23 protein-coding genes are annotated in these 22,891 nt (G+C 47.8%); 14 read left to right on the top strand and 9 right to left on the bottom strand.

All coding sequences use genetic code 11. The annotated features are described in order from the left end of the window. Window positions 1-3 precede the first annotated feature (3 nt). Window positions 4-1,515 (top strand): DUF1501 domain-containing protein, encoded by a 1,512-nt coding sequence (locus tag FK220_RS18950; protein WP_152575937.1) that lies wholly within the window; start codon window positions 4-6, stop codon window positions 1,513-1,515. 119 nt (window positions 1,516-1,634) lie between these two features. Beyond that, window positions 1,635-3,065: an SLC13 family permease gene (locus FK220_RS18945; protein ID WP_152575936.1), complete on the top strand. Its 1,431-nt coding sequence runs from the start codon at window positions 1,635-1,637 to the stop codon at window positions 3,063-3,065. A gap of 61 nt (window positions 3,066-3,126) precedes the next feature. On the opposite strand, the gene FK220_RS18940 is transcribed toward FK220_RS18945, so the two are convergent. The 3 genes from FK220_RS18940 to FK220_RS18930 form a co-directional block, all read right to left on the bottom strand. Then, on the bottom strand, window positions 3,127-3,435 hold the full coding sequence (locus FK220_RS18940) for a hypothetical protein (RefSeq protein ID WP_152575935.1): 309 nt from the start codon (window positions 3,433-3,435) through the stop codon (window positions 3,127-3,129). A 472-nt stretch (window positions 3,436-3,907) separates the two neighbouring features. Then, window positions 3,908-5,881, bottom strand: a complete 1,974-nt coding sequence (locus FK220_RS18935; RefSeq protein ID WP_152575934.1) for a heavy metal translocating P-type ATPase — start codon at window positions 5,879-5,881, stop codon at window positions 3,908-3,910. A gap of 54 nt (window positions 5,882-5,935) precedes the next feature. Then, entirely contained in the window at window positions 5,936-6,352 is a 417-nt protein-coding gene (locus FK220_RS18930; protein WP_152575933.1) for a Fur family transcriptional regulator, read from the bottom strand. A gap of 216 nt (window positions 6,353-6,568) precedes the next feature. Here FK220_RS18930 and FK220_RS18925 point away from each other — a divergent pair, with 216 nt between their 5' ends. The 7 genes from FK220_RS18925 (at window position 6,569) to FK220_RS18895 (ending at window position 12,974) form a co-directional block, all read left to right on the top strand. Then, on the top strand, window positions 6,569-9,067 hold the full coding sequence (locus FK220_RS18925; protein WP_152575932.1) for a zinc-dependent metalloprotease: 2,499 nt from the start codon (window positions 6,569-6,571) through the stop codon (window positions 9,065-9,067). Between the two features lie 402 nt (window positions 9,068-9,469). Further along, window positions 9,470-9,622 carry a hypothetical protein gene (locus FK220_RS18920; protein WP_166205006.1) on the top strand — a complete coding sequence of 51 codons (153 nt, stop codon included), beginning with the start codon at window positions 9,470-9,472 and terminating at the stop codon, window positions 9,620-9,622. A 172-nt stretch (window positions 9,623-9,794) separates the two neighbouring features. Beyond that, window positions 9,795-10,247, top strand: a complete 453-nt coding sequence (locus FK220_RS18915) for a hypothetical protein (protein WP_152575931.1) — start codon at window positions 9,795-9,797, stop codon at window positions 10,245-10,247. Window positions 10,248-10,667: 420 nt separating this feature from the next. Beyond that, complete coding sequence (locus FK220_RS18910; RefSeq protein ID WP_166205004.1) at window positions 10,668-10,835, top strand: hypothetical protein; 168 nt, start codon at window positions 10,668-10,670, stop codon at window positions 10,833-10,835. Between the two features lie 178 nt (window positions 10,836-11,013). Next, window positions 11,014-11,448: a MarR family winged helix-turn-helix transcriptional regulator gene (locus FK220_RS18905; protein ID WP_152575930.1), complete on the top strand. Its 435-nt coding sequence runs from the start codon at window positions 11,014-11,016 to the stop codon at window positions 11,446-11,448. Further along, window positions 11,445-12,275: a hypothetical protein gene (locus FK220_RS18900; protein WP_152575929.1), complete on the top strand. Its 831-nt coding sequence runs from the start codon at window positions 11,445-11,447 to the stop codon at window positions 12,273-12,275. Before FK220_RS18905 ends, FK220_RS18900 begins: the two co-directional genes overlap by 4 nt. A 6-nt stretch (window positions 12,276-12,281) precedes the next feature. Next, window positions 12,282-12,974 carry a hypothetical protein gene (locus FK220_RS18895; protein ID WP_152575928.1) on the top strand — a complete coding sequence of 231 codons (693 nt, stop codon included), beginning with the start codon at window positions 12,282-12,284 and terminating at the stop codon, window positions 12,972-12,974. 222 nt (window positions 12,975-13,196) lie between these two features. Here the strand turns inward: FK220_RS18895 and hemL are convergent, their stop codons facing one another. The 4 genes from hemL to FK220_RS18875 all read right to left on the bottom strand — a co-directional run bounded on the left by hemL (window position 13,197) and on the right by FK220_RS18875 (window position 16,683). Next, window positions 13,197-14,486 (bottom strand): glutamate-1-semialdehyde 2,1-aminomutase, encoded by a 1,290-nt coding sequence (gene hemL, locus FK220_RS18890; protein ID WP_152575927.1) that lies wholly within the window; start codon window positions 14,484-14,486, stop codon window positions 13,197-13,199. A 113-nt stretch (window positions 14,487-14,599) separates the two neighbouring features. Then, window positions 14,600-15,439: a glucosaminidase domain-containing protein gene (locus FK220_RS18885; protein ID WP_152575926.1), complete on the bottom strand. Its 840-nt coding sequence runs from the start codon at window positions 15,437-15,439 to the stop codon at window positions 14,600-14,602. Further along, window positions 15,436-16,356, bottom strand: coding sequence for a 1-aminocyclopropane-1-carboxylate deaminase/D-cysteine desulfhydrase (locus FK220_RS18880; protein ID WP_394352437.1), 921 nt, complete (start codon window positions 16,354-16,356; stop codon window positions 15,436-15,438). The genes FK220_RS18885 and FK220_RS18880 overlap by 4 nt, the downstream gene beginning before the upstream one ends. Window positions 16,357-16,359: 3 nt before the next feature. Continuing rightward, window positions 16,360-16,683: a hypothetical protein gene (locus tag FK220_RS18875; protein ID WP_152575925.1), complete on the bottom strand. Its 324-nt coding sequence runs from the start codon at window positions 16,681-16,683 to the stop codon at window positions 16,360-16,362. Between the two features lie 322 nt (window positions 16,684-17,005). Here FK220_RS18875 and FK220_RS18870 point away from each other — a divergent pair, with 322 nt between their 5' ends. Next, complete coding sequence (locus FK220_RS18870; protein WP_166205002.1) at window positions 17,006-17,164, top strand: DUF5522 domain-containing protein; 159 nt, start codon at window positions 17,006-17,008, stop codon at window positions 17,162-17,164. 78 nt (window positions 17,165-17,242) lie between these two features. Continuing rightward, window positions 17,243-17,845 carry a DUF4136 domain-containing protein gene (locus FK220_RS18865; RefSeq protein ID WP_152575924.1) on the top strand — a complete coding sequence of 201 codons (603 nt, stop codon included), beginning with the start codon at window positions 17,243-17,245 and terminating at the stop codon, window positions 17,843-17,845. A gap of 129 nt (window positions 17,846-17,974) precedes the next feature. On the opposite strand, the gene FK220_RS18860 is transcribed toward FK220_RS18865, so the two are convergent. Continuing rightward, on the bottom strand, window positions 17,975-18,445 hold the full coding sequence (locus FK220_RS18860) for an Lrp/AsnC family transcriptional regulator (RefSeq protein WP_152575923.1): 471 nt from the start codon (window positions 18,443-18,445) through the stop codon (window positions 17,975-17,977). A 141-nt stretch (window positions 18,446-18,586) separates the two neighbouring features. Between FK220_RS18860 and FK220_RS18855 the strand changes: the two genes are divergently transcribed. From FK220_RS18855 to FK220_RS18845, 3 genes are read left to right on the top strand one after another with little or no spacing between them, the layout of a single operon-like run. Beyond that, window positions 18,587-19,054 carry a DUF3291 domain-containing protein gene (locus tag FK220_RS18855; protein WP_152575922.1) on the top strand — a complete coding sequence of 156 codons (468 nt, stop codon included), beginning with the start codon at window positions 18,587-18,589 and terminating at the stop codon, window positions 19,052-19,054. 17 nt (window positions 19,055-19,071) lie between these two features. Continuing rightward, window positions 19,072-20,829 (top strand): aromatic amino acid hydroxylase, encoded by a 1,758-nt coding sequence (locus FK220_RS18850; RefSeq protein WP_152575921.1) that lies wholly within the window; start codon window positions 19,072-19,074, stop codon window positions 20,827-20,829. Between the two features lie 32 nt (window positions 20,830-20,861). Next, complete coding sequence (locus FK220_RS18845; protein WP_152575920.1) at window positions 20,862-22,124, top strand: glucuronyl esterase domain-containing protein; 1,263 nt, start codon at window positions 20,862-20,864, stop codon at window positions 22,122-22,124. Between the two features lie 24 nt (window positions 22,125-22,148). Here FK220_RS18845 and FK220_RS18840 read toward each other — a convergent pair whose 3' ends face one another. Beyond that, window positions 22,149-22,793 carry a DinB family protein gene (locus FK220_RS18840; RefSeq protein WP_152575919.1) on the bottom strand — a complete coding sequence of 215 codons (645 nt, stop codon included), beginning with the start codon at window positions 22,791-22,793 and terminating at the stop codon, window positions 22,149-22,151. Window positions 22,794-22,891: the final 98 nt, after the last annotated feature.

Below are 22,891 nucleotides of genomic sequence, written 5' to 3'. Positions count from 1 at the left end.
GTTTTGAAAAACAATTTAGACCGACTCATACAGGAAAAGATACAACGCGAACTCGGGGCGCAGACACGACGGCATTTTATCCAAAAATGTGCGACGGGCATGGGCGGACTGGCCCTTGGCTCGTTGTTTCTTGGTTGTGATGCGTTCAAGGGAAAACAAGAAAAAAAACAGCTCGGATTTTCGGAGCGCGACCTAAATCCGTTGGCTCCTTTAGCACCCCCTTTCGGGCCCAAGGTCAAGAATGTCATTTTTCTACATATGGCGGGAGCGCCTTCCCAATTGGAGATGTTCGACTACAAACCTGAATTACAAAAACTGCACGATCAGGACTGTCCGCAGTCCTTGCTGGAAGGCAAAAAATTCGCCTTTATCCGCGGTACTCCAAAATTATTGGGTCCCCAAGCAAAATTTGAAAAAGTAGGCGAATCGGGTAATTGGGTTTCGGACAATCTGCCCCATTTCAAAAGCGTTGTCGACGAGGTGGCGTTCTTAAAAGCCGTACATACCGACCAATTCAACCATGGACCCGCACAGTTATTTATGCATACGGGAAGTCCCCGGTTGGGAAGGCCCAGTCTGGGGTCCTGGATTACCTATGGCCTGGGTTCCGAGAATCAAAATTTGCCAGGGTTTGTGGTTTTGACCTCTGGCGGAAAGGTTCCCAGTGCCGGGAAAAGTGTTTGGGGCAGTGGTTTTTTGCCCTCGGTCTATCAAGGGGTACAATGCCGTTCACAAGGCGACCCCGTGCTCTACATCGAAGACCCCCAAGGGATGTCGCGTACCCTGAAAAAACGTACCATAGAGGCCATCAATGCCATTAATAAGGAGGAATACGCCAAATACGGAGATCCGGAGATTTTGGCGCGGATCAATCAATATGAGATGGCCTACCGCATGCAGATTGCGGTGCCCGATGTGATGAACATCAACGATGAACCCGACTACATCAAGGAATTATATGGGGTAGAACCGGGTAAGGAATCTTTCGCCAACAACTGCCTCCTGGCCCGGAAGCTGGTCGAGGACGGCGTGCGATTCGTTCAGCTCTATGACTGGGGATGGGATGCACATGGAACCGCGGAAGAAACATCGGTCGATATCGGTCTTCGCAGCAAATGCCGGGATATCGACCGTCCGATGACCGCTTTGTTGCTCGACCTGAAACAACGGGGGCTGCTAGAGGAAACCCTTGTGGTCTGGGGAGGTGAATTTGGTCGCACCCCCATGCAGGAAAATAGGGAAGGTAAGACCATGGGCTTCAAAGGTCGCGATCACCATGGCGATGCCTTTACCATGTGGATGGCCGGTGGCGGCATTCGAAAAGGAGCGTCCCACGGACAGACGGACGCCATCGGTTTTTCGGGAATCGACGGTCGTGTATCGGTACATGATGTGAATGCGACTATTTTGCATTTGTTGGGCTTTGACCACGAACAATTTACCTTTCAGTTTCAAGGAAGGCCTTTTCGATTGACGGATGTGGAGGGAGAGGTGATTCGGGAGGTACTGGCTTAACTCCTTGATTTGGTAAATACACTGGATATCAATCCAATACATTTTCCAAGAAAAAGCAATTGATTTGGCATTTTTCAAACCAAAAGAAATAGCATAGCTTAGGGGCTCAATTTTATGGTATGCATGTCAGCAAAAAAATTGGCCTTTTTCTAGGGCCGCTTTTGTTTCTTATCGGTAGCAACCTCCCTTTTGAACTCGTATCGAATCAAGGTGATCAGGTCGTCGCCATTGCCGCTTGGATGATTGTTTGGTGGATTACGGAAGCCGTATCGATTTCGGTTACCGCCTTGCTTCCTTTACTGCTTTTTCCTCTGATGAAAATTATGCCTATTGGGGATGTCGGCGCCAACTACGGGAGTCCGATTGTCTTTCTTTTCTTCGGGGGCTTCGTATTGGCCCTTGCCCTTGAAAAGGTCAACTTGCACAAACGAATCGCGCTTAACATTATTAGAATCACCGGTACCACCCCCAACAAAGTAGTACTGGGTTTTATGATTGCCACTGCGGCCTTGAGCATGTGGATCAGTAATACCGCTAGCACTGTGGTGATGTTACCGATTGCGATGTCGGTCATCGGGCTATTGATCAACGATGCGGACGGTTTTACCAAAGACGACCAGAACTTCGCGTTAAGTGTGATGTTGGGCATTGCCTTTTCGGCGAATGCGGGAGGCATTGCAACCGTCATCGGAACACCGCCCAATTCCGTCATGATCGGACTCTTGGAAAATGAATACAACATTCAGATCTCATTTTTGAAATGGATGGTCATCGGACTTCCCTTCTCGATGGTCATGATCGCCATTAGTTATTGGGTGCTGGTCAAATGGATGTTTCCCAACAGACAGCTAAAATTTACCGCTTCAAAAGAAGTTATCCAAAGCGAACTCGCCAAATTGGGGCCCATGAACGGAAAGGAAAAGATGGTGTTGGTAATTTTTGGTGTAACGGTCTTTCTGTGGGTCTTCCGAACCGTTATCAATGGAGTCTTTCCCGATTTGAAGTTGAACGACACCATGATCAGCATCTTTGCCGCCATCGCGCTTTTTTCTATTCCTTACAACCTTAAAAAAGGGGACTTTATAATTGTATGGAAGGATACCTCCAGACTTGCTTGGGGCATATTGATATTATTCGGTGGCGGACTCGCCCTTGCCAAGGGAATGTCGGTAAGCGGTATTGTGGATGTGGTCGCCGATGCGATTGCTACCAGCGACATCAGTATCCTTTTTACGGCTACCTTACTAATTTTTCTAATGCTTTTTATGACGGAACTCATGAGCAATGTAGCCTTGGTAGCAGTTTTGGCCCCGGTGGTGGCGGGTATTGCCATCGGTTTGGACATCCCTATTCTCTATCTACTGATTCCTGTGACCATTGCGAGTAGCTGTGCCTTTATGCTACCGATGGCGACGCCCCCGAATGCCATTGTGTTCGCCAGTGGTTATGTAAAAGTACACGAAATGGCCCGGGTGGGAATTATCTTGAACCTCATTGCCGTGGCCCTGCTGGTAGTGCTATTTCAGTTTATAATTCCCTTGGTTTTTTAAACCACCGAACCCCCGCGTAATACACAGGGGTTTGGTAAAAACTTATTTAAGTCAAAAGGGGTTACTTTGCCTTTTTATATGGGTCAAAGCCTTCGGGCAAATACTGCGTAGTATCGAAGTCCACTTCAAAATCATCCCGTGGATCGATGAAATTGATACCTTCCACATCCGTCGGGAACGCATAGGGGTTAAAATCCTCGGGAAGATACTCCCTTGTATCGAATCCCAAATCGAACTCGATGTCTTCCTCGATTTCTACGATACTGTTTAAATCAAATTCTTCTTTTTCTTTTTCCGGATCGATGGCGAAAGCGTTGTTCGCCAATACGAGTCCAAGAGCGATACTTAATTTCAAATTGCTTGTATTCATAACATGTAGGTTAATTGCATGAACCTGTATAACGCCGTTTTCCCGTATTATTGTGAAGTTGAATGCAAGCCGGTTTTCACAAAATCCTGGTAAATGCGGAATTCACAAATTTTCTGATTAAAACTGGCCAATTTAATAGAATCTACCGTTTTTTATTGGCGCCGCGTCAGGAATAGAAACGAATTTTTAACAAGAGGAAATGAAGAAATTTGGTGTTATTTTTTTGTTAACAGGTTTAAGGAGAGCCGTTTGCCTATCGTTCTATCGGTAAACGGACCCGTATACACCTTTGGTCGGTGCCTCTATTGTAAAAGGAGTTTTGGAAATGGGGCATCGCAAAAAAAATAAAGCCATCCTCAATGAGGACAGCTTTATTCTTGACTAATTCAAAAATGAGAAAATTTATACTTAATAGACTGGTAAAAACCAAAAATGTTACAATACCCAACAATATTTCTATAAAATACTTTTTTTAGTCCTGGTATTTATACCCCAACAATCGCAAAGCGTTGAGCACTACCACTAGGGTAGAGCCCTCATGAAATACAACCGCTACCCCAATATTCGCCCAATTGAAAAGAGTCGCCGGTATCAACAAAGCGACCATGCCCAAACTAATCCAGAGGTTTTGAACGACGATCGCTTTTGCCTTTCGGCTCAGCCCTATGGCGAAAGGCAGGGTCTCCAACATGTCGGCCATTAAGGCAATATCGGCCGTTTCCAGGGCTACATCACTTCCAGCGGCCCCCATGGCAATGCCCACGGTGCTATGGGCCATGGCAGGGGCGTCATTGACCCCATCGCCGACCATGGCCAGTTTATTTTCCTGCTTCATCAGTTCCTTGACCGCCGCAACCTTTTCCTCGGGTAAAAGGCTTCCACGTGCTTCCGTAATCCCGATTTGCCGGGCAACTGCATCGGCTACCTTTTGATTATCCCCGGTAAGCATGATCATTTTTCTGATCCCCAATTTTCCCAATCGCTCCAAGGTACGTTTCGCTTTTGTCCGTGGAACGTCCATCAATCCTAAAATTCCAATAAATTCCGTTCCCCGCCGTACCAACATGGTGGTCTTCCCCTCCTGTTCCAGTCGGGCCACTTGTTCTTTGATCTTAGTAGGGATGACCGCTCCTCCACCCTCATGGATCTTGAGGTTTCCGATGAATACGGTACTTCCCTCCAAATCGGCCTTTACTCCCATTCCTTGAACCGCCTCCAAATTTTGCGCCTGGGGCGGCTGTTTGTTGTTTAGTTGTTGCTTCCCGTCCCGTACTACCGCTTTCGCCAAGGGATGCTCACTCAATGCCTCCACGGCAATAACCGTCTGTAGTAGGTGCTCCTTGCTGGTATTCCCTAGCGGGAGTATATCGATCAATTTTGGTTTTCCTTCGGTCAAGGTACCTGTCTTATCAAAAGCCATGGCCCTCAACACTCCCAAATCTTCCAAAGGCCGTCCTCCCTTTATCAGTACGCCCCCACGGGCCGCCCTTGCGATCCCACTCAATACCGCAGAGGGGGTCGAGATGGCCAACGCACAGGGACTCGCAGCCACCAACACCGCCATCGAACGATAAAAACTATCGCCCCAGGTCTCGTCAACGAACAAAAAAACCAAGTTGAGTAGCGCTACCAACAAAATGACCAAGGGAACGTAGTATTTCTGGAAACTATCGGTCAACAATTGGGTAGGTGATTTCTGTTTTTGCGCTTCCTGTACCATAGTCACCAAACGACTCAAGGTGGAATCGGCCGCTACTTTGGTCACTTTTACTTCCAACAAATTGTTGCCATTAATAGTACCCGAAAACACGCGGTGTTCCGCAGCAATTTGCCTGTCTTTGCCCATTTGGATATCGTTTTGGGTCACGGGGGTCTTATCTACAGGTATGCTTTCCCCGGTAATGGGCGATTGATCCACGCTGCTGTTACCTGCTATGATGTAACCATCCGCCGAAATCTTGCTGTTGGGGGGCACAACAATCGTATCCCCTATCCTCAAGGCCTCGATAGGTACTTCCGAGGTACCATCCTCCTTCTTTAAAAAAGCCGTTTTTGGCGCCAAATCGGTCAAAGCGGCGATTGATTTTCGTGCTTTGCCCATCGCATAGTGTTCCAACGCATGCCCTAGACTAAACAAAAACAAAAGAAGGGCTCCCTCTGCCCATTTATCCAAAAACCCGGCACCGATGGCAGCTACCAGCATCAGAAAATCGATTTCGAACCGCCCCTTGGAAATTTCCTGGATGGCTTCCTTCAACGTATAAAAGCCTCCAAAAAAATAAGACACCAAATAGAGGTACCAAGGAACAGTGTCAAGCACATCGGAAAACGTTTCCAGTAAAAACCCAACCAATAGAAAAAGACCACTTAGAATGGCAAAATAGAGCTCGGTCTGTTGTCCAAAGATTCCCTTTTGGTGGGAATGGTCTTGACCTTCCTTACACATAACGATTATTTATACCAACAAAGATAAATCGACTTTGGATGCAATGGAAGTGCATTAATCGACATTGCAGGAATCACAGAGTCCGTTTACCACGAGATTCATATCTTCCACCAAATAGCCCTTGGGCAGGTTTACCTGTGGAATTTGATGATCGGTAAGGCAACTGGTCTCGTCACAACGTGTACAATGAAAATGCAGGTGCAGATCATGATGTTCCCCATATCGGCAACCTTCGGCACAAATCGCATATTTGGGTATACCGCCACCGTCGTTGATTCGATGTACAATACCGTTTTCCTCAAAGGTCTTTATGGTCCTGTACAGGGTGGTTCGGTCAGATTTCTCAAAGAATACCTCCATATCGGTAAGCGTCACCGCCGTTTTTCTTTTGGCCAACCATCGGAATACCAAGATGCGCATGGCCGTGGGACGCACATTTTTGGAAGCCAGAAAAATTTCAATCTCATTCATACTTTTCCAATTGAGGGAAATTCCTTGCCAAGACAGTGGAAAGGGATGTTTCGAGCCTCTTTATCGGTCATTGGGTACAACCTGCCCAATACAAATATAGCACAATACGCATTACGTATTTCCCAAGCGAATCCCATCAAACCGGCTTATGATTTCGTTAACAACATCTGTCCCATTTTTTTCGGTTCTTTGAAAAAATCCAAAACCAACGTTAGCATGGCAATGAAAAGTTGGGCCCAACTACTGCTGGCCCTTTTTATCTTAAACGTAAGCCCGACGGAGGCACAAATCTTCAAAAAGAAAAAAAAGCAGACCGAACAGACGAACGGAAAATCAAACGACAAAAAAGACAAGATCAAACCGTACGATAAGGTCATCACCAAAGAAGCCAAATCGGACGAAGGGCTGTTCACCGCCCATCAGGTGGAGGAAGACCACTTTTATGAAATACCGGATTCCCTTTTTGGCAAGGAGATGCTGATGGTCACCCGTATTTCCAAAACGGCCAGCGGTATCGGCTTCGGAGGAGGCAAGATTAACACACAGGTGTTGCGGTGGGAGAAGAAACCCACCAAGGTATTGTTAAGGGTGGTATCCCATGATATTGTGGCGGCAGATTCACTTCCGGTGCACGAAGCGGTCGTCAACTCCAATTTTGAACCGGTATTGTACGCCTTCGACATCAAGGCTTTCAAGAAGGACTCCCTGCATCCGGCTACGGTCGTTCAGGTAAACGATCTCTTTGAAAAAGATGCCCAAGCCTTGGGGATGCCCAATTTTTATCGCGAGCGCTACAAAGTATCCCGATTGGATGAAAGTCGCAGTTATATCGAATCGATCAAAAGTTATCCGTTGAACGTTGAGGCGCGCCATGTAAAGACCTATTTGGCCAAAAATCCACCCAGCAACGGTAGCCTCGGATCCATATCGGTCGAAATCAACAATTCGATGATCTTATTACCGGAGAGGCCGATGAAGCGGCGGTACTTCGATGAACGGGTCGGTTGGTTCGCCCGGGGGCAGGTCGATTACGGACTCGAGGCCCAGGAGAGCAAAACCATCAAGTTCTTGGACCGTTGGCGTTTGGAGGTCAAGGAGGAAGATATCGAAAAATATAAAAGAGGGGAATTGGTCGAACCCAAAAAACCAATTGTCTATTATGTAGACCGTGCAACCCCGAAAAAATGGGTCCCCTACATCAAGCAAGGTATCGAGGACTGGCAAACGGCCTTTGAGGAAGCAGGATTCAAGAATGCCATTCTGGCCAAAGACCCACCGACTCCGGAAGAAGACCCGGAATGGTCCCCTGAGGATATCCGCTACTCCGTTGTCCGCTACTTGGCCTCTCCGATTCCCAATGCAAACGGTCCACACGTGAGCGACCCCCGAAGTGGGGAAATCCTGGAATCCGATATTAATTGGTACCACAATGTTATGACCTTGCTGCGTAATTGGTATTTCGTTCAGACCGCGGCAATCAATCCCGCAGCCCGAGGTGTGGAGTTTGAGGATGAAGTCATGGGAAGGCTCATTCGATTTGTGTCCGCCCATGAAGTGGGACATACCCTAGGCCTCCCCCACAACATGGGAAGTAGCGTTGCCTATCCCGTAGATTCGTTGCGCTCGGCGACTTTTACGCAAAAATACGGTACGGCCCCTTCGATCATGGACTATGCCCGTTTCAATTACGTGGCCCAACCGGGGGATGAAGGCGTGGCCCTTATGCCCAATATCGGTGTGTACGATAAGTACGCAATCCGATGGGGGTACAAGCCCATATTTGACAAAACAGCGGAAGAAGAGAAAGCCACCCTGGACAATTGGATCTTGGAACATGCCGGGGATCCCCTGTACCGTTTCGGACATCAACAGGTAGGCGATATAGTCGACCCCAGTTCCCAAACAGAGGATTTGGGCGATGATGCCATCAAGGCAAGTGCCTACGGAATCGAAAATCTGAAACGCGTTCTGCCCAAGCTGGAGGAATGGACAGCCGAGGACGGAAAAAATTACGATGATCTTGAGAAGTTATACGATCAGGTCATTGCCCAGTTTAATCGCTATATGGGGCATGTCTCCAACAATATCGGTGGAGTCTATGAACATCATAAGACCTACGACCAAGAAGGCGCGGTCTATACCCCTGTGCCCAAGGAACATCAGGCGAATTGCATGCAGTTTGTGCAGGAGCAACTGTTCAGCACCCCTGTGTGGTTGTTAGATCAAAATATTTTTAGCAAGACCCAGTACTCCGGTTTTGTAGAACAGGTAAGGGCCATGCAGGTACGGACCTTAAACCGAATGTTGAGTCTGGGCAAAATGGCGCGCCTCATCGAAAACGAGACGGCCAATGAAAGTGAGGCCTACCGTCTCCTGGATATGATGCGGGATCTGCGAAACGGTATCTGGTCCGAACTACGTAACGGAAAAACCATTGACACCTATCGAAGGAATTTACAGAAAGCACATATCGACCGGCTTGAATACCTAATGACCGCAGAGAATCAGAAAAAGAAACCCGAGTTCGGCGGCTATCAAAAATCGACTGTTGTGAACACGAGTCAGTCTGACATTCGTTCGGTGGTCCGGGCAGAACTCAATATCCTACGCGGAACTATTCGGAGCGCCATCGGCAGAACTTCCGACAGCATGAGCAAATACCACTTGCAGGATGCAGCGGAGCGGATTACCGCGATTTTGGAACCGGCCAGGTAATCGATTGAGTGATCAAAAAGCTGGTCTTTGATTTGGCAAAAAGACCGTCGGAAAGATTTTTGACCTGCCAAGCCTGCCCGCGCCGAGCATCGTCGACGCGTCTAGTGCTTTCATCGAGAAACAAGGTCCGCGACAGGTGTACCCTGAACAAAGCTCTGGGGCTCGGATCGACGGCATCATTGATTTGGACATTATCCAGGGGGATGTTGTATTGATTGCCCTTGTCCCAGCCGTCATTACTACAAAGGAAAACTCGATGAACCGGAAAAATATCCGACCAACAAATACCGTTGACTACAACTTTTGCGCCATTGACCACATGGTAAACGCATTTGGCAACAAGTCGCTTTTACAAGTGCTTGCTTTTTATAATTTAGTTCCAGTAATCAAAACCCCGAAACCATGTCCGATAAAGTAAAAAGTCTTATTTATCTACTGTGCTTTTTAACTGCCAGTGCGGCTTATTATAACGTAACCCACAAAGATTCCGAAAAGAACGAGGTTGCACGGGAGATGGTGAACACACCGGTCCAAACGATTTCGGTAAGCAAATAGAAAATGTAGAACTCCCCAACTTCTTACCCTTTACACCATACGGGCGCGACATACTTGTCGTGCCTTTTTGTTTGTTCCAAGGAAGTTAAATGATTCTTAAATCCCCATTCGGGATTAAACCTACTATCCTCCAAGCTGTCCTAGTCTTATAAATCATTAAAAATCAAAACACATGAAAAAAGTTTTATTGGCTACCCTGCTCCTGTCGGGAGTGATGGGAATAGCCCAGGAAAGAATGCATCGCCAAGCGATGGAAGACCTCAGTGCGGAGCAAATCGCCACGCTTCATACCAAAAAAATGACCTTGGCCTTGGACCTCAACGAGGAGCAACAGGCACAGGTGCAAACCATCCATTTGGAAAACGCCCGATTAAAAAAGGTACGGATGGAAGAACGAAAGGCAAAAAGAGAAAATGAGGAAGCTGACAAACCCACCCCCGAAGAACGATACGCCATGCAAACCGAACGGTTGGACCACATGATCGCCCAAAAGGCGAAGATGAAAGACATACTTTCCGAGGAGCAATATGCACGATGGGAAAAGCTTCAGCTGCACAAGGCAAAACAACATCGCGGCAAAGGAAAAGGAGGTCCTCACGGTAAGCACGGTGACCGTAGAAGGTAAGTAAACCTTCCACCACAACCGCAACCATTTGAATAAAAAAGAATGGGCGGCCCGGAAAAATGAACAACCTTGTCATTTACGGCGGAGTCGGGAGCTATTCCCCCTTTATGGGAGTGCTGTTTCGACATTTCTTCGGGAAGACCCTTAGGGCCTCTATGATATAGGTGTTGTGCTTTTCCGGGCCGCCTTTTGCTATCCGTACCCTTGGTGGGACCGTCATTTATCGAAGAAAGCAACCGCTTCGTCCAAAGGTCTTTTTACGAATTTCAAGGCTATCGAATGCGACACCACACAAAAAACGCTTTTGACATCAAAATAAGGGAACTTTCACAACAAACCTGCCTCCACCGCTCAAAAAACGTTGTACTTTGGTATCAGAAATCAAACGCTCATCACAGCGGAACCAAAAGCAAAAAAGCCATGTCGTACAAAGAAAAAAGCCTTCTGTATTTTACAGCCCTAGTGACCGCAAGTATCGTGTATTACCAAGCGGAAACAAAGACCCCGGACACACAGGACATCCAGAATGAATTGGTACGGATGGAGGCCCCTGCGACAAACTCCCAAACAGACCAAATCTTACCATAAATCCCCTATCTTTTTTAACCTACTGTAAGAAAGCGCGGCAAATGCCACGCTTTTTTTATATACTTTGGGCAGCTTTCACAAAATCCGGTAAAAAGTACCGCACGACATCTTAGATAAGCCCGCTTAAAACCTAAAATAGGTTAAAACATCCTTTGGAAGTTGTATATACAACTTTTTAATGTACCTTAGCGTTGTGAACACTATAGATCTGAACACATTTCATCCACAACAGTGCATTTCGGGCAAGGTGATGCGGCTCAACCGAAAGATAGCGAACATCTTTCGACAATACCTGCGCCCTTTTGGAATCACCGATAGTCAGATGAGCTTGTTATTCATCCTTACGAAACGGGACGACCTGAACCAAAAGCAACTCTCCGAGATGGCAGCACTGGAAAAATCCTCCTTGAACCGTAACCTAAATCGACTGGTCGACGCACGGTTGATTACCAAGGAACACTTCCCAACAATCCGTATCACCAAAAAAGGACTGCAACTGGTCCAACAAATCATCCCCGAATGGAACAAGGCGATGGACGAAACACGGGAATTATTGGATAAAGAGGGGATGGCCGCCCTGGACGTATTGATGACTAAAGTGAGCCAAAAATGACCGACGAAAAGACCATCCAACTGACCTTGGAGTATCTCTCCTTTGCCGTTTTGGGGGCGCTGGTCCTATTTCAACTGCTTCATTTTGTGATGGCCGGTTGGCGTTTTTGGAAGGAGAGCCCATGGCGAATCGTTCGTACACTAGCGGTTGGGGCCTTCTGGGTTTTTTACGGACTTTTCTTTGTAATTACCGTCACCGGTATCCCATCCTATAAAGAGGCGGTCCCCTATGTTTTGTGCGGACTTTACGCCCCATCGCTTCTGGCAATCGTTCTGCTGATCCTCTCCCAAAAATTCCGGAAGTTCGTGGATCGGATGTCATTGCGATGGACCATACAAAGCGTGGAAGGACCCGCCCGTATGATCGTCGGGATCCTGTTCCTTTTTTGGTTTTTTGCCGGTCGCTTGCCAGGAGTCGTCGCCTGGGTGGCCGGACCAGGGGACTGGATCGCCGGTTTTATCGCTTTCCATGCCGTTCGTCGATTGCACATTTTTAAGGACGTTGCCGGTATTGGGAACCAACACTGGTCGATTTCGGATTTTAGAAAAGGAATACAAGGGAAGTCGTTCTCCCCGTACAAAGACCGCATGAAGCGCCATCTGAACCTAGCCATCGCCTTTGTCGGCTTTGGTATACTGGATTTTATCCTGGCTCCGGCCTCTACCGCCTTAAGCATTATGCTGGGCGAAGTGCCGGAGGAAATGGGCCGTTTGCCCTTGACCTTGATACCTTTGGTGTTGGTGCCCCAAGTATTGTTGTTGGAGGTATTTGCCATGCACCAATTGATAGGCTTCAAACGCCTCCTACAAACGAACGAAATAAAATAAACGGCCATGATCGAACATCTGCCCCTCTGGATAACCCTCCTTTTTTTACTGACACTCGGTGCCACGGTGTGGCTGTTTTATCTCGCCAACGGAAAACGCAGGATGTTCGCCGGGTTCATTGTCCTATGGTCGTTTGCTCAGGGAATGCTGGCCTATGTTGGATTCTATCAAGAAACCGATACGACCCCGCCACGATTTGCGCTGGTGCTGTTGCCGGTAACCTTACTGCTGATCTATGGGATGCTCCCCAAGCAACGAAATTGGATCTTTACCCATCGAAATACCCAGATAAGCACCTTTTTGCATACGATACGGGTACCGGTCGAAATCGTGCTTTGGCAACTGTACCTTTACGGCGCTATCCCGGAACTGATGACGTTTGAAGGGCGCAATTTTGACATTCTTGCCGGACTCACCGCTCCGGTCGTCGGCTATTTTTATGGTACGGACCGCCAGTCTAAAAAAGGGCTGTTGTGGTGGAATGTCGCGGGACTGGCGTTGGTTAGTTTTATATTGTTCAACGGTATATTATCGGCCGAACTCCCTTTTCAACAATTTGCCTTTGACCAGCCCAATCGGGGTATCACCTTCTTTCCCTTTGTACTGCTCCCGGCCACTATCGTACCCCTAGTCATCTACACCCATCTCACCGATATTCTAAAACTACGACGGGAAATCAGGAACGAAAGGGACGACTGAAAAAGAACTCGATGCCCTTTTCTTTACTATTTACAGGCGTTGATACACTTCTATAAATGTTTACATCGAGAGAAGACTTACCTGTCATGAGCGAAGATTGTCAATCTATACTGAGTACAGAACTTGAAAGATTTTCCTCTGCGCAGCGGATTTATGGGATGCCAATTTATGAAAAAGTGGAGCAAGCCCAGTAGCTAACAAAATATCCTATGGGTATATAAATCAAACCACCCTCAGATCCAGCCGATCTAGGGCCGCAATGGTCTCGTCCAAATCGGAATAGGACAGGGCGTCGTTCAAAAAGTAGCTCTCAAAAGCACTCGGGGGCAAATACACCCCTTGCTCCAACATGCCGTGGAAATAGCGTTTGAAGGTGGCGTTATTTCCCTTGGCGGAAGTAGCAAAGTCGACTACCGGCGTATCGGTAAAATGTACCGACAGCATGCTGCCAAAACGGTTAATCTGGTAAGGTAGTCCTTTCTTTTTAAGCGCATTGTCAAAACCTTCGTGCAGGTGTATGGTCTTTTCCTCCAGACTTTCAAATATCTCGGGCCGTTCGTTCAATTCGGTCAGCATGGCGAGTCCGGCACCCATCGCCAAAGGGTTGCCGCTCAAGGTCCCCGCTTGATATACCGGTCCCTCCGGTGCCAAGTGGGCCATGATTTCCGCATTGGCCGCAAAGGCGCCTACCGGGAGTCCGCCACCGATGACCTTGCCAAAAGTGACAATGTCGGCATCGATGCCCAAGACCTCCTGCGCGCCCCCGCGCGCTAAACGAAATCCGGTCATTACCTCATCAAAAATCAGGAGGATGTTTTCGGCCGTGCAAAGGGTACGCAAGCCTTGGATAAATTTGTCCGTGGGCGGGATACAGCCCATATTCCCCGCGACGGGTTCGATGATCACGGCCGCGATGGCTCCCCGATTGGCCTCGACCAAGGTTCGAACGCTTTCCAAATTGTTGTAGTCGGCCAACAGGGTATCCCTGGCAGTACCCTGGGTCACCCCGGGGCTATTGGGACTCCCAAAGGTAACCGCCCCGCTCCCCGCCTGAATCAAAAAGGAGTCGGAATGACCGTGGTAACAACCTGCAAATTTGATGATCTTGTCCTTCCCGGTATACCCCCGCGCCAAGCGCACCGCACTCATACAGGCTTCTGTACCACTGTTCACAAAACGGATCTTATCGATATTGGGCACCATCGATACCGCGAGTTGGGCCAACTCGGTCTCGATCTCGGTGGGCATCCCAAAGGAGGTCCCTTTCTTGGTCTTCTCGATTACGGCTTGAACCACAGGCTCATGGGCATGTCCCAATATCATCGGGCCCCAGGAGGCGATATAGTCGATCAGGCGGTTGCCATCTTCGTCATAGAGGTAGGCCCCCTTGGCCTCCTTCACAAAGATGGGGTCGCCCCCTACGGCCTTAAAGGCACGGACCGGGGAATTGACCCCTCCGGGAATGTATTTTTTGGCTTCGGCAAAAAGGGCACTGCTGCGTTGGTAGATCATGTATGAATCAGACTTTAGATGTTAAACGTTAGAAGTGAGACTTTAGACACAGGACTGGGCATACGAGGTATTGCTTCACAAGTGTTTGATTCCGTATTAACATGGGTTTTTGGTCACTTATTCACCCGGGAGGGCTGCACGGTCAGTTCCTGCCCCACCGAGATGGTATTGTCGGGTATTTGGTTGATGCGCCGTAGGTCTTCCACGGAAACACTGTACCTTCTTGAAATAGAATAGAGCGTATCGCCCTTTTTGACAACGTAGGTAGTGGGGTTCCGTTGTACACTTGTCGTCTCCTGACCGTATCCCTGCTGTACGACCCCTCGGTCGTATTGATACAGTCGATGCTGCTCAATAAGGCTGATCAACTTTTGGGGATAGCGTTTGTCGGTGGCATAGCCGGCTTGTTTCAGGCCTTTCGCCCATCGTTTGTAATCATCGCTGTCGAGTTCGAAGAGGCCTGCATATCGGGAGCGCCCGGACAGAAAGATACTGTGATCTCGAAAGGAGTACATGGGGTGATTGTACTTTCGGAAGCATTCCCCCGCCTCGTCATCGTCGTGATAGGTACGGTCGCCCTCCCAACCCCGATGGCATTTGATCCCAAAATGATTGTTGCTCTTCAGCGCGAGTTCCCCCCGACCAAAACCGCTTTCCAATAGGCCCTGCGCCAGGGTGATACTGGCCGGGATACCATAGGCCTTCATTTCCATTTGGGCGATTTCGGAAAAGGTATCGATGTATTCCGCGACGGAATTGATGGGAAATTGTACAAATTGGCCCGTATCCTCGGGAAGTGTATAGTAGCCGTTGTCTTCATACGGCTGTTTCTTTACAGGCTTTGAAACGACCTGTTTCTTCGGTGCCGTCCTTGCATAGGTGGTTCTTTTTTTTGCCTTACAGCCGATCAACAATACTCCCAATACAATGAATACTATCCCTTTTTTGATCATAGTTCCAATAGTGGCAAATGTTTTCTTTTCAATCGTTGGTTCATTCCCGCTATCCCTTGCAAGCCTCCGGTATGGATGGCCAAGATGCTGGTGTTGGGAGGAAAAAAATCCTTTTTGATTAAATCCAGAATCCCAAAAACCATCTTTCCGGTATAGATGGGATCTAAGGGAATTCCTGTTTTTCTCCTGAAATCATTGATGAATCGAATGAGCCTTTCGTCTACTTTCGCATACCCTCCGAAATGATAGTCGGTTTGTAACTCCCAATTCCCCTTTTGGGCAAATTTACGAATATCTTCCTTTAAAAAATCGCCCTTTAATGCCGGAAAGCCCAAAACCGACTGTGTCGGGGCCGAGGAATTGATGATGCCTGCCAGCGTGCCACCCGTACCCACGCAACTACAAAGTACGTGAAACCGGGCATCGACATCCTTTAGGATTTCCTCGCAACCCTTAACGGCAAGGGCGTTGGCACCCCCTTCGGGAAGAATGAAGGCCGGACCGTACTGCGTTTGAAGTCCGTCCAGGAACCGGGCATCCGTTTTTGTTCGATAGGTTTCCCTCGATACAAAATGCAACTGCATGCCCTGCGCCTTGGCAAAACGCAAGGTGGGATTTTGCGACCATTGGTCCGCAAGTTCCTCCCCCCTAATAACCCCGATACTCTTGAACCCTTTTTCCCTGGCTGCATAGGCGGTCGCGGCGATATGGTTGGAATAGGCGCCCCCAAAAGTCAAAAGGGACTCAAAACCCTGTTTTCTTGCCTCGATCAGGTTGTATTTTAGCTTTCGGAACTTATTCCCCGATACAAAGGGATGGATGAAATCTTCCCGTTTAATATGGAGTATGATGTTTTTTTGGGATAAAAGGGGTAGCTGTACCGGCTGATTTTCGATCGTCACTTCAAGGGAATCCACTCCCTAAAGATATTTAATAAAGCTAAAAACGCTCCGCTGTTCGGGATAGTCCAGATCGTGCTCATTGAAATAGGCTTCACGTTCAAAACTAATATTCTGGTAACCGCGATAAAAACTGAGAAGCAATAGGGAACGCACCAACCATTCGGTCACATACCAGAGGTAAAAAGGGAGTACCAACAACTCGAGTTGTTGCTTTAGATGGATCTTTTCGTGATTGATCAAGACGGTATCATCCTTTAAGGCATCATCCTTTAAAATGATGAACGGCCATACGGAGAGTCCGACGTAGTTACGGTAAAAAAGATGTTTAAAGACTAGTATCATAATACATCATTTAAACGGCCTTTTTCAAAGATAATTGTTAAAAAGGCACTTTTGGTATCAACAGGCAATTCTTTCCAACAATTGTTCCGGTGGGATGAAAACCGTATAAACTCCTATAAAATGTACGTTTTGTGTCGGATGTTTGGTCGTTTATTAACACAAATGGAGTAATTTTGGGGTAGGACAGACCGGAAAAAAAGGTCCTTTTGAGAGGACCATTCAAGGTTTTTATCGTTCGTAGACGGGGTACTTGGTCGAGCAACGATGGTATCCGTCAAATTTATAATCGGGAGCGCTGTTCCCCGGTATCTAATCGAAAGGAATGAAAAAAACGATTCCCTTGGAGGAAGGCGATTTTTATTGGGCGGAAAACGGGTATCGTGTTTTTACCGCCCAGTATCATCTCAAACGGGGCTATTGCTGTGAAAGTGGCTGTAGGCACTGTCCTTACGGCTACGATCCCAAAACCAATTCGCAATAAAAAAGAGCGTGTTTCGGCATGATTATTGATGCAAATTGGATAGTAAATTTACTACCATAACCCATTAAAAAAATTGATATGAAGGCATTGAAAATATTGGCACTACCCCTGCTGTTGCTAGCGTTCCTGAGTTCGTGTACCTCGGTTAGGGTGCTGACGGATTACGACCGGGAAGCGGACTTTAACGAGTATAAAACCTATGCTTTTTCAAAAACAGGCATTGACAAGGCCCAAATCTCCGATTTGGATAAAAAACGCATATTGAGGGCCATTGAAGATGAGATGGCTACCCGTGGCTTTACCAAGTCTGACAATCCCGATATGTTGGTCAGCATCTTTACCAAAGAGCGCGAGCAGGTCGACGTCTACAACAACAACTTCGGTTGGGGTTGGGGCGGTTGGGGCGGCTGGGGCTGGGGCTGGGGTGCCGGCTGGGGCTGGGGTCCCGGTTGGGGCTGGGGCTGGGGTCCCGGTTGGGGCGGAAGCCAGGTCAGTACCCGAACCGAAGGCTCTCTTTACATCGACTTGGTCGACACCAAAAGCAAATCCCTGGTATGGCAGGGTAGAGGTGTTGGCACCCTGAACAACATCAGGAACATCGAGAAAAAAGAAGAACGTATCCGGGAATTCGTTTCCGAAATCATGAAGGCGTATCCGCCCAATGCGGTCGCCGTGAATTAAGAGACCCTATTCATACATATCCCGAAAAAATCAAAAAATCCCGTTACCGGAACAAAGGGATTTTAATTGTGAGAGTGGTACGATTGCCGATTTCGGAATCCCCCTCCCTACAATATGCACGACCTTTTGTCAAAGCAGGGGAAAACGATTTGTGTGTTTTGGTTCGTTCAACACAAAGGCGCTCTTTACCGTACCAATGTGGGGTAACGAAGCCACTTTGTCCTTTGAGAATTGAAAATAGGCATCCAGATCCTTTACAATGATCTTTAAAAGAAAATCGAACTCACCACCCACTACGTAACATTCGACCACTTCGGGATACTGTTTGATACTATTCGCAAACTCGTCCATCATTTTGCCTTTTTGGGCCTCCAGGGAAACAAAGCTGAAAACGGTAATGGCACCTTCAATCTTGGAACGGTCCAACAAGGCCACGTACTTTTTGATAAATCCTTCTTTTTCCATTCGACGAATACGTTCGTAAATCGGTGTTTTGGTCATATTTAAACGCTCCGCGATTTCCTTGATGTTCATTTTGGCATCCGCTTCCAAAAGCCGAAGGATGCTACGATCTATGTGATCCAATTTTGATGGCGTCATTTTTCCTGATTCTCTTTCCTGCTGAATTCAAAAGTAAAATTTTTCCTTTATAATTCTTTATAAAAGGAATTTTTACTTAATAAATTTATTTAATACGTTCTTTATCCCTTTTTATGTACATTTATTAGAAAATAGGTAAGGATGAATCACTATTTAGCTCAAATTAATATCTCCCGGTTCAAAGCTCCCCTGGGCGACCGTTCCATGAAGGAATTTGTGGATTTTCTAGAGCCTGTCAACAAGTTGGCCGAGGAAAGCGAAGGGTTCATCTGGCGATTAAAGGACGAAGACGGGTTGCCCTCGTCATACCTTCCCTCCCCCTTCGAGGATGATGGGATGATGGCCATGAACATGAGTGTTTGGGAAAATATGGATTCTTTTAAAAACTTTGTATACGGCACGGTACACAGCTACTTTTTAAAGAACAAAAAGCAGTGGTTCGAACCTATCGGAAAACCCTATTTTGTAATGTGGTGGGTTGCGAAGAATGAAATTCCCACGATCCAGGAAGGTAAAGAGAAGCTCGACCTTTACCTAAAAGTGGGCCCATCGCCCCAGGCTTTTACCTTTAGGGAACTCTTTGATGCGCAAGGCCTTCCCATGACATAAATCAAAAAAACGCAACAATGGCACAGCTATATAAAAGTAATCCCATCCTAGATAAGCTGCCAGTGCATTTGCGGCAGTATATCAAACCCCAGAATTACGGGGACTATACTGCTATCGATCAAGCGGTATGGCGTTATGTGATGCGGAAAAATGTCGACTACCTCAGTAAGGTAGCGCATAGCTCCTATTTGGAGGGACTCCAAAAAACGGGCATATCAATCGACCATATCCCGAATATGTATGGTATGAACCGTATTCTAAAGGAAATCGGATGGGCCGCCGTCGCAGTGGATGGTTTTATTCCTCCCGCGGCCTTTATGGAATTCCAGGCATATAATGTATTGGTAATCGCTTCCGATATCCGGCAGCTGGAAAATATCGAATATACCCCTGCCCCCGACATTATTCATGAGGGTGCAGGACACGCCCCTATCATTGCGAATCCCGAATACGCCGAATACCTGAGGCGGTTCGGGGAAATCGGCTGCAAGGCCATTTCCAGCGCAAAGGATTTTGAACTCTATGAAGCCGTACGCTACCTATCGATTATCAAGGAAGCGGCCGGCACGCCCCGGGAGGACATCGAAAAGGCCGAAAAGCATATCGAGGAACTCCAGCAAAATATGGGCGAACCCAGTGAGATGGCCCTTATCAGAAACCTGCATTGGTGGACAGTGGAATACGGCCTTATCGGTACCGTAGAGCATCCCAGGATTTATGGGGCGGGACTACTCTCTTCCATTGGGGAGAGCGCTTGGTGCATGACCAATAAGGTGAAAAAAATACCCTATTCCATCGAAGCGGCCACCACTTCCTTCGATATTACCAAGCCCCAGCCCCAACTATTCGTGACCCCGGATTTTGCCTTCCTTAGCCAGGTTTTGGAGGAATTCGCCAATACGATGGCACTGCGAAAAGGTGGACTGGACGGACTACAGAAACTCATTGATTCCAGGGAATTGGGCACCATCGAACTGAGTACCGGGCTACAGGTATCCGGCAATTTCGAAAAGGTGATTGCCTTCGACCGGAAGCCCGTATTCTTTCAGACGACAGGACCCACCGCGCTCGCCTATAGGGAAAAAGAACTGGTAGGACACGGTATCGCCAACCATTACGATGGCTTCGGATCGCCGATAGGGCGTTTGAAAGGCATCAATCTTGCCATAGAGGATATGAGCCCCAGGGATTTAAAAGCCTATAATATTTATGAAGGGCAAACCGTAACCTTGGAGTTTGAAGGCCACATGAAGATTACGGGCAAGATCATCACAGGTACTCGAAACCTACGCGGCGAAATCATTCTGATCACCTTCCAAAACTGCAAAGTGACCCATAAGAACAAAATCATTTTCGAATCAAGCGATCGGCTGTACAATATGGCCGTGGGCGAACATATCGTTTCCGCCTTCAACGGTCCGGCCGATACCGACAGTTTTGATTTGGTCACCCATGAAATTTCCTCGACCACCATCAAACCCCAACTGTCGGAAGCAAGGCGAAAGCTCATTCAGTATTATCAACAAGTACGGGAGTTTCGGGAAGGGAGAAACACTACCATTTCGAGACACAAGGTGTTCGATGAAATAAAAATGGCCTATCCGAACGACTGGTTGTTATCGGTCGAATTATATGAGCTGGCGAAAAACAATGGGGACATCGATTTTGCCGAAGAAATCGTGCAACATCTTGAAACGGTAAAGCAACATAATCCAAAAGTAGGGCATTTGATCGATGATGGTTTGGCCTTAGTCGACAAAAGTTTAGTAGCTTAGTAGCTCCCTTACCTATTTGACGAACCAATTTTATGATGAAACCAGTCTTTATTTTACTGGCCGTTACGTGTATGATGCAATCCGCTTTCACACAATTCGAACCCAACTACGATGAAAGTAAGGTGCCCCAGTTCGAGGTACCCGACCTTTTGACGACTTTTAATGGGGAAAAAATTACCAAGGCCGAACAATGGGAAGACAAACGCAGACCGGAATTGTTGCGATTTTTCGAGGAAGAGGTCTACGGAAGGGTACCCGGAAACTTGGACGCCTTTTCGTTTAAACTGTTGGAACAGGACGATAGCGCGGTCAATGGAAAGGCACGGCGCAAACAGGTCGCCATTACGCTGGAGAAGAATAAGCGTTCCCTGAACTTCAACTTGTTGCTCTACTTGCCAAAAGGAAGCCCTAGTGCCCCTGTTTTTCTGGGATACAACTTTCATGGCAACCATACCGTGACCCATGACCCCAAAGTATTGATTACCGACGCGTGGAACGAAAACAATGAGGCGTTGGAAATTTCCAATAACAAAGCCACCGAGGCCTCTCGGGGAAAGCGTACCAACCGATGGGCCATCGAAAAGATGATCGATGCCGGTTTTGGATTGGCAACTATCTACTACGGGGAGGTGGATCCTGACAAAAATGACTTTACCGACGGACTGCACGCCCTGTTCTACAAGGAGGGACAGGAACGACCCGAAACCAACGAGTGGGGAAGCATCGCCGCATGGGCCTTTGGGCTACGATGCGCCATGGATTATCTCGAAAACGATGGTGATATCTCGAAGGTCGTCATCTTCGGACACTCCCGCCTGGGCAAGGCAGCCCTCTGGGCAGGAGCCACCGATAACCGGTTTGCGGGAGTTATCAGTAACGACTCCGGTTGTGGCGGGGCGGCACTTTCCAAACGACAATTCGGGGAAACCGTGGGCCGCATCAACCATTCATTCCCCCATTGGTTTGCCGATGCCTTCGAACAGTACAATGGGAAGGAGGAACAACTCCCTGCCGACCAGCATCAACTCTTGGCGCTCATCGCCCCAAGACCCCTCTATGTAGCCAGTGCGGTCGAAGACCAATGGGCAGATCCCAAGGGAGAATTTTTGGCGGCCTATTATGCCTCTACGATTTACGGCTTGTACGGTAAAGCGGGAATCACCACCGATGAGCTACCGGCGGTCGACCGACCTATCCAAAACACCCTTGCGTACCATATTCGCAGTGGTGGGCATGATGTGATGGATTATGATTGGGAGCAATATATCTCCTGGGCAAAAAAGCTCTTTAACTAGCGTCTTTCCCGTCAAAGAAAACGATTAGTCCACCCTACTTTTGATGTATCTAATTTGCCCATTGTGGTTCGATTCGTGTTCGACCACATGAAACCATTTGCAGTAATTGTTCGTAGGCCGACCCCCGAAGAAGGTGGTAGACTCCATCAGCCAATCGTCTCCCCGGTTTTTTAGCTCGGCCAGTGAAAACGCCCGGACCTCGGCCAAGGTATCCAAATAGAACGAAGGGGGTCTTCCCTTGAACGTTTTACGTCCTTCCGCCCCCAAATTACCGGCAGCATTCCATTCCTGATCGCTCAGACCATAACCGAGTTCTTTTCTAGGAACTCCGGTAAAGGTATCGATCTGGTAATAGCGTTCCGTACCGGCCAGATGGATCAACATGGCCCCGATGGTGTTCGATCGATCGTCCAAGAGGAAATCTATCTCTTTTTGGCTGATTCCCCGCACATCCCTTTCGACCACACTTCGCATCCAATCCATCATGGAGACTAGGATGCTGACCTGGTCGGTATAGCCCTCCCGTTTTCCAAATTCATGAATGTTATCGTTCAAGGGCATTGGCGTAGGTGCTGCCTGTTGCAGATTGGGGAGCAGTAATCCGGCTCCTAAGATTCCCGTAGACCTGATAAAATTTCTTCGTTGATTTTCTGTCTTATTAGGTTGCATATGTTGATTTTTTGTCAATGTAGCAACAAAAGGGCATTTTGAAAATCCCTTTAACGATAGTTTAAGGGATACCGGGGGCCAACAGTGGGTCGGAAGCT

It is taken from the genome of Pelagihabitans pacificus, from assembly GCF_009371985.2.
GTDB lineage: Bacteria > Bacteroidota > Bacteroidia > Flavobacteriales > Flavobacteriaceae > Pelagihabitans > Pelagihabitans pacificus.
Note: the sequence above shows the minus strand (reverse complement) of the source record. Positions and strands in the feature narration are given on the sequence as shown.

Excerpts from the sequence above, each read along its gene's own strand:
- FK220_RS18945 (WP_152575936.1), top strand. The coding sequence starts at position 1,635 with ATGCATGTCAGCAAAAAAATTGGCCTTTTTCTAGGGCCGCTTTTGTTT.
- FK220_RS18940 (WP_152575935.1), bottom strand. The coding sequence starts at position 3,435 with ATGAATACAAGCAATTTGAAATTAAGTATCGCTCTTGGACTCGTATTG.
- FK220_RS18935 (WP_152575934.1), bottom strand. The coding sequence starts at position 5,881 with ATGTGTAAGGAAGGTCAAGACCATTCCCACCAAAAGGGAATCTTTGGA.
- FK220_RS18930 (WP_152575933.1), bottom strand. The coding sequence starts at position 6,352 with ATGAATGAGATTGAAATTTTTCTGGCTTCCAAAAATGTGCGTCCCACG.
- FK220_RS18925 (WP_152575932.1), top strand. The coding sequence starts at position 6,569 with ATGGCAATGAAAAGTTGGGCCCAACTACTGCTGGCCCTTTTTATCTTA.
- FK220_RS18920 (WP_166205006.1), top strand. The coding sequence starts at position 9,470 with ATGTCCGATAAAGTAAAAAGTCTTATTTATCTACTGTGCTTTTTAACT.
- FK220_RS18915 (WP_152575931.1), top strand. The coding sequence starts at position 9,795 with ATGAAAAAAGTTTTATTGGCTACCCTGCTCCTGTCGGGAGTGATGGGA.
- FK220_RS18910 (WP_166205004.1), top strand. The coding sequence starts at position 10,668 with ATGTCGTACAAAGAAAAAAGCCTTCTGTATTTTACAGCCCTAGTGACC.
- FK220_RS18905 (WP_152575930.1), top strand. The coding sequence starts at position 11,014 with ATGTACCTTAGCGTTGTGAACACTATAGATCTGAACACATTTCATCCA.
- FK220_RS18900 (WP_152575929.1), top strand. The coding sequence starts at position 11,445 with ATGACCGACGAAAAGACCATCCAACTGACCTTGGAGTATCTCTCCTTT.
- FK220_RS18895 (WP_152575928.1), top strand. The coding sequence starts at position 12,282 with ATGATCGAACATCTGCCCCTCTGGATAACCCTCCTTTTTTTACTGACA.
- hemL (WP_152575927.1), bottom strand. The coding sequence starts at position 14,486 with ATGATCTACCAACGCAGCAGTGCCCTTTTTGCCGAAGCCAAAAAATAC.
- FK220_RS18885 (WP_152575926.1), bottom strand. The coding sequence starts at position 15,439 with ATGATCAAAAAAGGGATAGTATTCATTGTATTGGGAGTATTGTTGATC.
- FK220_RS18875 (WP_152575925.1), bottom strand. The coding sequence starts at position 16,683 with ATGATACTAGTCTTTAAACATCTTTTTTACCGTAACTACGTCGGACTC.
- FK220_RS18870 (WP_166205002.1), top strand. The coding sequence starts at position 17,006 with ATGAAAAAAACGATTCCCTTGGAGGAAGGCGATTTTTATTGGGCGGAA.
- FK220_RS18865 (WP_152575924.1), top strand. The coding sequence starts at position 17,243 with ATGAAGGCATTGAAAATATTGGCACTACCCCTGCTGTTGCTAGCGTTC.
- FK220_RS18860 (WP_152575923.1), bottom strand. The coding sequence starts at position 18,445 with ATGACGCCATCAAAATTGGATCACATAGATCGTAGCATCCTTCGGCTT.
- FK220_RS18855 (WP_152575922.1), top strand. The coding sequence starts at position 18,587 with ATGAATCACTATTTAGCTCAAATTAATATCTCCCGGTTCAAAGCTCCC.
- FK220_RS18850 (WP_152575921.1), top strand. The coding sequence starts at position 19,072 with ATGGCACAGCTATATAAAAGTAATCCCATCCTAGATAAGCTGCCAGTG.
- FK220_RS18845 (WP_152575920.1), top strand. The coding sequence starts at position 20,862 with ATGATGAAACCAGTCTTTATTTTACTGGCCGTTACGTGTATGATGCAA.
- FK220_RS18840 (WP_152575919.1), bottom strand. The coding sequence starts at position 22,793 with ATGCAACCTAATAAGACAGAAAATCAACGAAGAAATTTTATCAGGTCT.